Source organism: Streptomyces bungoensis, assembly GCF_001514215.1.
In the GTDB taxonomy this organism is placed as follows: Bacteria; Actinomycetota; Actinomycetes; order Streptomycetales; family Streptomycetaceae; genus Streptomyces; species Streptomyces bungoensis.
Genome location: NZ_KQ948881.1, coordinates 18749 through 30314, shown reverse-complemented (window position 1 = coordinate 30314; position 11566 = coordinate 18749). Strand labels below are relative to the sequence as shown.

Genomic DNA, 11566 nt, shown 5'->3' with positions numbered 1-11566 from the left:
TTTCGACGCGGTCGACGCCGAACTGCCTTTCAGCCTACGGGACATCGTCTTCGGCGACGATCACGACGTGCTGGGCCGGACGGAGTTCGCGCAGCCCGCCCTGTTCGCGCTGGAAGTGGCGCTGTTCCGGTTGCTGGAGTCGTGGGGTGTGCGGCCGGATGTGCTGGCCGGGCATTCGATCGGTGAGATCGCGGCGGCGCATGTGGCGGGGGTGTGGTCCCTTCAGGACGCCTGCCGCCTGGTGGTGGCGCGTGGCCGGCTGATGCAGGCGCTGCCGGAGGACGGCGCGATGGTCGCGGTGCAGGCCACCGAGGCCGAGGTGCTGCCGTTGCTTCACGACCGGGTCGGTATCGCGGCGGTCAACGGCCCCGAGGCACTGGTGGTCTCGGGCGTGGCGGAAGCCGTGGAGGAGATCGCCGCGCACTTCCGTGCCCAGGAGCGCAAGGTCACGTCCCTGCGCGTCAGCCACGCTTTCCACTCGCCGCTGATGGAACCGATGCTCGCCGACTTCCGCGCGGTCGCCGAGAGCCTGTCGTACGAGCGGCCGACGCTGCCTATCGTGTCCACGGTGACCGGCGCGTCCGCGAGTGCGGATGAGCTGATGTCGCCGGAGTACTGGGTGGACCACGTCACGGCGACCGTCCGCTACGTCGACGCCCTCCACACCCTCGCCGGCACGAAGACGACCCGGTTCCTCGAACTCGGCCCCGACGGCACCCTCACCGCCCTCGCCCGGTCCGTGCTGGACCACGGCTCGCGGGTGGCGGTCCCCGCGCTGCGCAAGGACGGTCCGGAGCCGGCCGCCGTGCTCGGCGCGATCGCCGCGCTGCACGTGCACGGGCACAGCCCCGACTGGGCCGCGCTGTTCCCCGGCGCACGCGACGTCACCCTGCCCACCTACGCCTTCCAGCGGCGCCGGTACTGGCTCGACGCGCCGCCGGGCAGCGGGTGGCGCGGCAGCGGACATCCACTGCTCGGCTCCGCGGTGACCCTGGCGGACTCGTCCGCGGTGGTCTCCACCACGGTGCTCTCCACCCGGACGCATCCCTGGCTTGCCGACCACGCCGTGGCCGGCACCATCGTGCTGCCCACGGCCGCCTACTTCGACTTCGCCCTGCACCTCGGCGCCCGGGTCGGCTGCCACCACCTCGCCGCACTCGACCAGGAGGAGCCTCTCGTCCTGGACGGCGACAGTCCCGTCGAGGTCCAGGTCGTGCTCGACGGTCCGAGGGACGACGGTGCCAGGCCCTTCGCCTGCTACTCCCGTCCGGTCACCGGCACCGCCGCCCGGGCGGACGACGAGGACACCGGCCGGCCCTGGTCCCGCAACGCCCGCGGTGTCCTGGCACCCGGCGGTGCCGAGCCCCCCGAGTCCGTGGAACGGGCCGGGACCGACGCCGCCTGGCCTCCGCCCGGGGCGCGGGAGCTCGAGGTCACCGAAGTCGACGCCCTCTACGAGCTGCTGCAGGAGACCGGACTCGACCACGGTCCCGCCCTGCGTGCGCTCACCGCCGTGTGGCGGGCCGGCGACGAGGTGTACGCCGAGGTCGCCGTACCGGAGGAGCTCCGGGGGGACGCCCCGCGGGTCGCGCTGCACCCCGTCCTGCTGGACGCCGCCCTGCACGCCGTTCCCGCGCTCGGCCGTCCCGGCGGGGTCGCCGTGGCGTGGCGGGAGTGCACCCTGCACACCGCCTCCGCGGAGGCGCTGCGGGTCCGGGCGCGGGCACTGCCCGACGGCGGGCTGCGGCTCGACCTCACCGACCCGGACGGGGCCCCGGTCGCCACCATCGGCGCGGTCACCCTGGCCCCGGCCGCCGAGCTGCCCCTGCCGTCCGCCGGCGTGCGGGCCGGTGACGACCTGTTCACCGTCGACTGGGCCGAACTGCCCGGCGGCGCCGGGCCGCTGCCGCCCGCACGCGTGGCCGTCCTCGGCGACGGGCCCGCCCCCGCGGGCGCCGCACGGTATTCGGACCTCGACGCCCTGCTCACCGCTGCCGACGACTCGGGCGCGGCCGTACCCGACCTGGTGTTCCTGCCCCTGAGCGGCGCCGGTGGGCAACTGCCCGCGTCCGCACACGAGTCGGCCCACAGGGCGCTGACCGCGCTGCGGCGCTGGCAGGCCGACGAGCGGACGGCGGAAGCCCGGCTGGTCGTCGTCACCCGGAACGCGGTGTCCGTCCGCGGCGAGCCGGTCGCCGACCTCGCGGCGGCCGCCGTACGCGGTCTGGTCCGCTCCGCCCAGTCGGAGAACCCCGACCGGCTCCTCCTCGTGGACACCGACGGCACGGCGGACGAAGGCAGCCCGCTCACGGCACCCGGCGCCGACGCCCTCGTGGCCGCCGCCGCCGACGCGGTGCACGGCGGGGAGACCGAGATCGCCTTGCGCGGCGGGCGCGTGCACGCCGCCCGTCTCACCCGCCCCCTGACCGGCGCCGACGCCACGGCCCCGGCCCTCGACCCGCGGCGGACCGTACTGATCACCGGCGCGGGCGGCACCCTCGCCGCCGCCGTCGCGCGGCACCTGGTGACCGCGCACGGGGTACGCCACCTGGTGCTCGCCGGCCGGCGCGGCCCGGCGGCGCCCGGTGCCGCCGCACTGCGCACGGCCCTCGAACAGGCCGGAGCCGAGGTGACGGTCGCCGCCTGCGACGTGGCCGATCCCGACGCGCTGGCCGAGCTGCTGGCCGCCGTGCCCGAGGAGCACCCGCTCGGTGCCGTGTTCCACGCGGCCGGGGTGATCGACGACGGGCTCATCGGAGCGCTGAGCCCGGAGCGGCTGTCGGCCGTGCTGCGGCCGAAGGTGGACGCCGCCGTGCACCTGGAACGGCTGACCCGGGAGCTCGGCCTGTCGGCGTTCGTCCTGTTCTCCTCCGCCGCCGCCACCTTCGGCGGCCCGGGCCAGGGCAACTACGCCGCCGCCAACGCCTTCCTGGAGGCGCTGGCCGCCACCCTGCGGGCGCAGGGCCGGCCCGCGCTCGCCCTCGGCTGGGGACCGTGGGCCGAGGACAGCGCCATGACCGCCGGACTCGGCGAGGCCGACCGCGGACGCATGACCCGCGCGGGCATGGCACCCCTGCCCACCGAGGACGCGCTCGCCCTGCTCGACCGCGCCCTGGCACAGGACCGGGCGGTGCTGCTGCCCATGCGGCTGGACCTCGCCGCGGCCCGCGCCGCCGCCACCCCCGCCCCGGCCCTGCTGCGCGACCCCGCCGCCCCCGTGCGCCGTACCGGCGCGGCCGCCCGGCCGGGGGGCCGAGCGGGCCGTCGCCTCGCCGCGCTCCCCGAGGCCGAACGGCCGGCCGCCGTCCTGCGTCTGGTCCAGACGGAGATCGCCGCCGTCCTCGGCCACGCCCCCGACAGCGCCCCCGCCGACCCCGAACGCGCCTTCCGCGACCTCGGTTTCGACTCGCTGACCGCGGTCGACCTGCGCAACGCGCTCGAACGCCGGACCGGTCTGCGGCTCGCCCCCACCCTGGCCTTCGACCACCCCACCCCGGCCGCCCTCACCGCTCACCTGCTGCGCGTCCTGCCGACCGGCGATCCGCACACCCCGCACCCGGCCGCCGTCCGGACCCGCACCACGGCCACCGGCGCGGACGAGCCCATCGCCGTCGTCGGCATGGCCTGCCGGCTGCCGGGCGGAGCCGACACCCCGGAGCGGCTGTGGGACCTGCTCGCCTCCGGCGGCGACGGCCTGACCGGCTTCCCCGACGACCGGGGCTGGGACCTCGCCTCCCTCTACCACCCCGACCCCGGTCACGAGGGCACCAGCTACACCCGCACCGGCGGCTTCCTCACCGGAGCCGACCGGTTCGACCCCGCCTTCTTCGGCATCTCGCCCCGCGAGGCCCTGGCCATGGACCCGCAGCAGCGGCTGCTGCTGGAGGTGAGCTGGGAGGCAGTGGAACGCGCGGGCCTCGACCCGCGCACGCTGCGCGGCTCCCGCACCGGTGTCTTCGCCGGCACCAACGGCCAGGACTACACCACGCTGCTGCACGACTCCGCGGAGGACACCGACGGATACCTGGGCACCGGCAACGCCGCCAGCGTCGTCTCCGGCCGCGTCTCCTACACCCTCGGGCTGGAGGGCCCGGCGGTCACCGTGGACACGGCCTGCTCCTCGTCCCTGGTCGCCCTGCACTGGGCGGTACGGGCGCTGCGCGCCGGCGAGTGCGACCTCGCGCTCGCCGGCGGTGTCACCGTCATGTCGACCCCGGCGGCCTTCCTGGAGTTCAGCCGCCAGCGCGGCCTCGCCCCGGACGGACGCTGCAAGGCCTACTCCGACGACGCGGACGGCACCGGCTGGGGGGAGGGAGCCGGCATGCTGCTGGTCGAGCGGCTCTCCGACGCCCACCGCAACGGGCACCGGGTACTGGCCGTGGTCCGGGGCAGCGCCGTCAACTCCGACGGCGCCTCCAACGGCCTGACCGCGCCCAACGGCCCGTCCCAGGAGCGCGTCATCCGGGCCGCCCTGGCGGACGCCGGCCTGGCCCCCGACGACGTCGACGCCGTCGAGGGACACGGCACCGGAACCGTCCTGGGCGACCCGATCGAGGCGCGGGCGCTCCTCGCCGCCTACGGGCAGGACCGCACCAGGCCCCTGTGGCTCGGCTCGGTCAAGTCGAACCTCGGACACACCCAGGCCGCCGCGGGCGTCGCCGGCGTCATCAAGACCGTCCTGGCGCTGCGCAACGCCGAACTGCCCCGCACCCTGCACGCCGGCAACCCGTCCACGCACGTCGACTGGGACGCCGGGGCCGTACGGCTGCTCACCGAGGCCCGGCCCTGGCCGCAGGACGCCGACCGGCCCCGGCGCGCCGGCGTCTCCTCCTTCGGCTTCAGCGGAACCAACGCCCACGTGATCGTCGAGGAGGCACCGCCCGCCCCGGACGGACACCCGGCCGCTGCGGCACCGCCCCGGCCCGCGGCGCACGGCACCCTCGCCTGGCCCCTGGCCGCCCGCACCCCCGAGGCCCTGCGCGCCCAGGCCACCCGGCTCCTCGACCACCTCACCCGGCACCCGCGGCTGTCCGCCGCCGACGTCGGCCACTCCCTGGCGACCACCCGCACACCCTTCGAACACCGCGCGGTGCTCCTCGGCTCCGGACGCGACGACCTGCTCGCCGGGCTGGCCCGGCTCGCCTCGGGCGAATCGCCGGCCGACGAGACCGGTGCCGCCGTCCGCAGCGGCCGCACCGCCTTCCTGTTCACCGGGCAGGGCGCCCAGCGCCCGGGCATGGGCGCCGGGCTGTACCGCGCCTTCCCCGTCTTCGCCGACGCCTTCGACGAGGTGTGCGCCCACTTCGGCCCCGAGATCCTGGGCACGCCCCTGCGCGAGGCCGTCCTCGGCGACACCGGACCGCTGCTGGAGCGGACCGGCTACGCCCAACCCGCCCTGTTCGCCTTCGAAGTCGCCCTGTACCGGCTCGTGCGCTCCCTCGGCGTCACCCCCGACCACCTGCTCGGCCACTCCATCGGCGCGCTGGCCGCCGCGCACGCGGCCGGGGTGCTCTCGCTGCCCGACGCCTGCGCCCTGGTCGCCGCCCGCGCCACGCTGATGGACGCCCTCCCCGACGGCGGCGCCATGATCGCGCTGCAGGCCACCGAGGAGGAGGTGCTGCCGCTCCTGGAGGGCCGCGAGCACCACGTGGGCATCGCGGCCGTCAACGGTCCCCGGTCGGTCGTCGTCTCCGGCGAGGAGGCCGCCGTCCTCGACGTGGCCGCCCGCGTCGAAGGCCTCGGCCGGCGCACCAGGCGGCTGCGCGTGAGCCACGCCTTCCACTCCCCGCTGATGGAACCCGTGCTCGGCCCCTTCCGCGAGGCCGCCGCGGCCCTCGACTACCACGAGCCGCGCATCCCGGTGATCTCCGACCTCACCGGCCGCCCGGCCGCCGCCGACGAACTGCGCTCCCCGGACCACTGGGTACGCCAGGTACGCCAGGCCGTCCGCTTCCACGACGGCATCCGCGCCCTGGAGGGCTTCGGCGTCCGCCGCTACCTGGAGATCGGCCCCGACGGCACGCTCACCGCGCTCGCCGCCGACGCCGTCACCGCCCCCGACCGATGCGCGGCCGTCGCGCTGGTGCGCCCCGGCCGGGACGAGACCGCCGGCCTGCTCGCCGGACTGGCCCGCGCGCACAGCCACGGCGCGGACGTCGACTGGAGCGCCGTCCAGCCGGGCCCCGGCCACGTCGTCGACCTGCCCACCTACCCGTTCCAGCGGCAGCGCTACTGGCCCGGCGCTCCCACCCGGAGCGCGGGCGCCCTGGCCGCCGCCGGCCTCGCCGACGCCGGCCACCCGCTGCTCGGCGCCCGCGTCGACCTCGCCGACTCCGGCGGCCACGTCTTCACCAGCCGGCTCTCCCTGCCCGACCAGCCGTGGCTCGCCGACCACACCGTGGGCGGCACCGCCGTCCTGCCCGGCACCGCCTACCTCGACCTGGCGCTGCAGGCCGGCGCCGGCGCCGGCTGCGACCGGGTCGCCGAACTGACCCTGGTCGAGCCGCTGTCGCTGGCCCCCGGACAGGCCCTCACCCTGCAGGTGCGCCTCGGCACCCCCGACACCGACGGCAACCGCCCGATCGGCGTCCACTCACGCCCCGTGGACGCCGGACCCGACCGGCCGTGGACCCTCCACGCCGACGGCGTCCTCGCCGCCGGCCCCGCCCCCGAACCCGACGCCCCGCTCCCCGTGCGGCCGCCCGCGGACGCCGAGGAACTCCCCGTCGAAGACCTCTACGACGGCCTCGCCGCGGCCGGGTTCGACTACGGGCCCGTCTTCCAGGGACTGCGCGCGGCCTGGCGCCCGAGCTCCGGCGAGGAGGTGTACGCCGAGATCACCCTCCCCGAGCAGGGGCACGCCGACGCTCCCCGCTACGGCCTGCACCCCGCGCTGCTCGACGCCGCCCTGCACGCCACCGCCTTCCTGCGGCTGGACGACTCCGCCCCCGGCCGGCTGCCGTTCTCCTGGCGGAACGTGGCCCTGCACGCCACCGGCGCCACCGCCGTGCACGTCCGGCTGACCCCGCTCGGCGGCGACGCCGTCGCCCTCGACCTCGCCGACACCACCGGGCGGCCCGTCGCCACCATCGGCTCCCTCACCCTGCGCGCCGTCGACCCCGGCGTCCTGCGCACCCGCCCCGAGCGGGGCGCCGGAGACCTCTACCGGCTCGACTGGCAGCCGCGACCGGAGCCGCAGCCCCGCCCGGACCCCGACGGGCGGCCCGCGCCGGTCCCGGCACCGCTGACCGTCCTCGCGGACGCCCCCGGACGGGCGTTCGCGGCCCGGCTCGCCGCCGCCGGCGTGCCCGCCGACCTGACCGGCACCGCCGACCTCACCGCCCTCGCCACCGCCGGGGACCCGCCCGCCACCCTCCTCGCCGTCCTCCCCGACGAGGACGCGGACACCTCCCTGGACCGCGCCGGGCACACGGCGGCCCGGCAGGCGCTCACCCTCGTCCGCCGACTGCTCGACGAGCCGGCCCTCGCGGGCACCCGGCTCGTCCTGGTGACCCGGGGAGCCGTCACCGACGGACCCGGTGTCGGCCACCCCGCCGCCGCCACCGCCTGGGGCCTGGTCCGCTCCGCCCAGTCCGAGCACCCCGGCCGGTTCGTCCTCGTCGACACCGACACCGCCTCCCTCGCCGCGCTGCCCGCCGCCCTGCAGGGCCCGGACGACCAGCTCGCCCTGCGCGATGGCGCCGTACGACGGCCACGGCTGACCCGCGTCGAACCGTCCGCCGCCCTGCGGCCGCCGCACCCCAGGACCGGGGCCGCCTGGCGGCTGGACACGGTCCGCAAGGGCACCCTCGACGGCCTGGAACTCGTCCCCGCACCCGCCGCCGAACGCCCCCTCGCCGACGGCGAGATACGTATCGCCGTCCGCGCCGCGGGCGTCAACTTCCGCGACGTCCTCAACGCGCTCGGCATGTATCCCGGCCCCGCGCGGGACTTCGGTCTCGAGGGCGCCGGCGTGATCACCGAGACCGGCCCCGGCGTGACCGGTCTCCACCCCGGCGACCGCGTCATGGGCATGTTCCCGGCCGCCTACGGGCCCGTCGCCGTCGCCGACGCCCGCACCGTCGCCCGCATCCCCGACGGCTGGACCTTCGCCCAGGCGGCGACCGTACCGATCGTGTTCCTCACCGCCTACTACGCCCTGGTCGACCTCGGCCGGGTCGAGGCCGGCCAGTCCGTCCTCGTCCACGCCGCGGCCGGCGGCGTCGGCATGGCCGCCACCCAGCTCGCCCGTCACCTCGGCGCCGAGGTCTATGCCACCGCGAGCCCCGCCAAGTGGGACACCCTGCGCGCCGCCGGACTGGACGACAGCCACCTCGCGTCCTCCCGCGACCTGTCCTTCGAGGACGCCTTCCGCACCGCGACCGGCGGCCGCGGCGTCGACCTGGTCCTCGACTCCCTCGCGGGCGAGTTCGTGGACGCCTCCCTGCGCCTGCTGCCCCGCGGCGGACACTTCCTGGAGATGGGCAAGACCGACGTCCGCGACCCCGACGACGTCGCCGCCCGGCACCCCGGCGTCCACTACCGGGCCTTCGACCTCGTCGAGGCCGGCCCCGACCGCATCGGCCGCATGCTCACCACCCTGGTCGACCTGTTCGAGGCCGGCGTGCTCACCCCGCTCCCCGTCACCGCCTGGGACGTCCGCCACGCCCCGGCAGCCTTCCGGTACATGTCGCAGGCCCGCCACACCGGCAAGGTCGTCCTCACCGTCCCGGCCTCCCTCGACCCGGACGGCACCGTGCTCATCACCGGTGGCACCGGCGGCCTCGGCGCCCTGCTCGCCCGCCACCTGGTCACCGAGCACGGCGTGCGCCGTCTGCTGCTCGCCTCGCGCGGCGGACCCGCCGCCCCCGGCGCCGCCCGGCTGCGCGAGGAACTCTCCGCCTCCGGAGCCGACGTACGGATCGAGGCCGCGGACCTCGCCGACCCCGACCAGGCCGCGGCCCTGCTCGCCTCCGTACCCGCCCGGCACCCGCTGACCGCGGTCGTGCACGCCGCCGGCGTCCTGGACGACACGGTCGTGGACCAGCTCACCCCCGACCGGCTGGCCGCGGTACTGCGCCCGAAACTCGACGCCGCCGTCCACCTGCACGAGCTGACCCGCCACCTCGACCTGGCCGCCTTCGTCCTGTTCTCCTCCGTCGCCGGCACCCTCGGCGCCCCCGGCCAGGCCAACTACGCCGCGGCCAACGCCTTCCTCGACGCGCTCGCCGAGCACCGGCGCGCCCTGGGCCTGCCCGCCCTGTCGCTGCCCTGGGGGCCCTGGTCCCAGACCACGGGCATGACCAGCGGCCTCACCGACACCGACATCCGCCGGATGGAACGCGCCGGACTGCCCCCGATCAGCCCCAAGGAGGGCCTGGCCCTGTTCACCGAGGCACTCGACCAGCCGGCCGCCGTCCAGGCGCCCCTGGCCGTGGACCCGGCACGGCTCGGCGCCGACGGCCCACCGCACCCCCTGCTGGCCGGCCTGGCCCGCACCCGGCGCACCGTCATCCGCGGCACGGCCGTCGCCGACGCGGGCGGCAGCGCCGGCATCACCGCCGAACTGGCCCGGCTCGACGGCGCCGAGCGGCACCGCCGGCTCGCGGAGGAGGTCTGCCGGCAGGTGGCCGCCGTCCTCGGTCACACCTCCGCGACCCGGATGGACCCCGACCAGACCTTCAAGGAACTCGGCTTCGACTCGCTCACCGCCGTGGAACTGCGCAACCGGATGAACACCGCGACCGGCGTCCTGCTGCCCGCCACCCTGGTCTTCGACTACCCGACCCCGGCCTCGCTCGCCGACCACCTGTGCAGGGAGCACTTCGCCGACCCCGCCCCGGCGGCGGCCCACCCGGCGGCCCCGGGTGAACCCGACGAGGCGGCCATCCGCAGGCTGCTGACCTCCATCCCGATCACCAGGTTCCGGGAGTCCGGACTCCTGGACGCCCTGATGGAGCTCGCACCCGCCGCCCCGGCCCCGCGCACCGATCCGGCCGCGCACGACCCCGCCGCGACCGGCGGCTCCGCGGTGGACGTCGACGACATGGACGTCGACGACCTGGTCCGGATGGCCCTGGGCGACGACGACTGAGCGCCGCGCCCCTTCCCCCTCCCCCCCACCTCCAGCCCGTCTGGCCCCGTGTCCGCATCGAAGTGCGAAGTGTGGAGCTGAGCATGTCCTCCGAAAAAGTCGTCGAAGCCCTCCGCGCCTCGCTGCGGGAGAACGAACGGCTGCGCAAGCACAACCAACGGTTGCAGCAGGCGATGACCGAGCCGGTCGCCATCGTCGCCATGGCCTGCCGCTGGCCGGGTGGAGCCGACACCCCGGAGGACTTCTGGCAGCTGCTCGCGGACGGCGGCGACGCCATGACCGACTTCCCCGCCGACCGTGGCTGGGACCTCGACGCCCTGTCCCGGCACGACGGCGCCGGCGGCAGCGCGGCCACCCGGGGCGGCTTCGTCCGGGGCGCGGACCGCTTCGACGCCGACTTCTTCGGCATCTCGCCCCGCGAGGCCCTGGCCATGGACCCGCAGCAGCGGCTGCTGCTGGAGGTCGCCTGGGAGACCGTGGAACGCGCGGGCCTCGCCCCCGCCGCCCTGCGCGGCAGCAGCACCGGCGTCTTCGTCGGCTGCAGCAACCAGGAGTACGGCTCCGGGCTGCGGCGGATCCCCGAAGAAGTCGAGGGCCACATCCTCACCGGCAACACCGGCAGCGTGGTCTCCGGCCGCGTCGCCTACAGCCTCGGCCTGGAGGGCCCCGCGGTCACCGTGGACACGGCCTGCTCCTCGTCCCTGGTCGCACTCCACCTCGCGGTGCACGCCCTGCGGGCGGGCGAGTGCTCCCTGGCGCTCGCCGGCGGTGTCGCCGTCATGTCCACCCCGGGAGCCTTCGTCGAGTTCAGCCGGCAGGGCGGCATGGCCACCGACGGCCGCTGCAAGCCGTTCGCGGACGCCGCGGACGGCACCGGCTGGGGCGAGGGGGCGGGTCTGCTGCTGCTGGAGCGGCTGTCGGACGCCCGGCGCAACGGTCACCGGGTGCTGGCCGTGGTCCGGGGCAGTGCCGTCAACCAGGACGGCGCCTCCAACGGCCTGACGGCGCCGAACGGCCCGTCGCAGCAGCGGGTGATCCGTGCGGCCCTGTCGGCGGCTGGTCTGTCGGCGGCGGACGTGGACGCGGTGGAGGCGCACGGGACGGGGACGTCGCTGGGTGACCCGATCGAGGCGCAGGCCCTGCTCGCCACGTACGGCCAGGACCGCCCGCACCCCCTGCTGCTGGGCTCGGTGAAGTCCAACATCGGTCACACCCAGGCCGCCGCGGGGATCGCCGGTGTCATGAAGATGGTGCTCGCCCTCCAGCACGGACTGCTGCCGAGCACCCTCCACGTGGACCGGCCCTCCTCCCACGTCGACTGGTCCACGGGCGCCGTGGAACTGCTCACGGCGTCACGGGAGTGGCCCCGCGACCCCGACCGCCCCCGGCGTGCGGGCGTCTCGTCCTTCGGCATCTCCGGCACGAACGCGCATGTGGTGCTGGAGGAGGCCGCTGAGGCGGTCGAGCCGGCCG

At 76.6% G+C, this 11566-nt stretch carries 2 protein-coding genes; both read left to right on the top strand.

Annotation, left to right across the window (positions count from 1 at the left end; genetic code table 11):
- On the top strand, window positions 1–10093 hold a 10093-nt coding region (locus AQJ66_RS35065), incomplete at its 5' end, for a type I polyketide synthase (RefSeq protein ID WP_061930480.1).
- 83 nt (window positions 10094–10176) lie between these two features.
- Window positions 10177–11566: type I polyketide synthase (locus AQJ66_RS35060; protein WP_167359212.1), on the top strand; the 1390-nt coding region annotated here is incomplete at its 3' end.